Source organism: Vibrio sp. 03_296, assembly GCF_002265885.1.
Window position 1 is genome coordinate 1 of the sequence record NZ_NPKW01001319.1, and the last position, 877, is coordinate 877.

Annotated in this window: 1 protein-coding gene; it reads right to left on the reverse strand. The window is 42.9% G+C overall.

The features are described 5' to 3' along the window. On the reverse strand, window positions 1-151 hold a 151-nt coding region (locus tag CIK04_RS35960; RefSeq protein ID WP_142995061.1), incomplete at its 3' end, for a DUF3265 domain-containing protein. Window positions 152-877 lie beyond the last annotated feature (726 nt).

The following is an 877-nucleotide window of genomic DNA, read 5'->3' on the forward strand; positions in this document are numbered from 1 at the left end:
GCGTTAAGGGGTGAATGCCGCCTAAACCAAGTTTCCGCAGACCACTTTCACCACAAAAATCACCGCAAACCAAAAATGCCACGCGGCATGAATCCCTCTTGAACGCCTTGTTATGCTTAAGCTTCAATGGGTTACGTTTTTCTGGAAACAAGATTAACTCGACTTTGATTAAGAAACAAAAGCCAAAACTTAGAAAACCGAAATGAATCATAGTTTTGATATTCAGGTTAGGAATTTTGGCAGATCTAGTTTGAAGTTTGAAACCTAGAAATGGATTTCTGATTGAGCCAACCGCCCTAACATCGCGCTTACCCGAAAATTGATTGAGGCAACTCTCGGAATTTTTAGCGCCCAAGAATGGATGTCCAGAAAATAGCGCTCACAAAAGCCGGCTTGCCGACAAACACAAAACTGAAAAGCCGAGGGAACAAAGAAAAACCATAAACCACTGATTTTACTTGATTAAGCATAACGCCGCGTTAAGGGGCGCAGGCACGCACTAAAAAAGTAACCGCATCACGCCTTAAACACTAAACTCAACGCAAATTGAAAATGCCACGCGTGCCAAGTCCCTCTTTAACGCTTGTATGGGAAATTATCCCCATTAATCGACCTGTTTCGGGTAATGTGAGACCCAGGCTTTAGCCGCAACTAAAGCTTTCTATGTTGTAGTTCGATTGAACGCTGGCTCCTCTATCGAGAGACCGATAACAAACATGAACGCGACATAGAACTCCAAGCACCAAACTCGAATACTCGACTGGGTCTCGAACCCGCATTACGCAAGCAAGAGTTAGCTTATTATGAATACAAACACACTTCAAAATATTAATGTCGGTGTGGATACTGGCAAAGCAAATCTAGATATCTATATCCG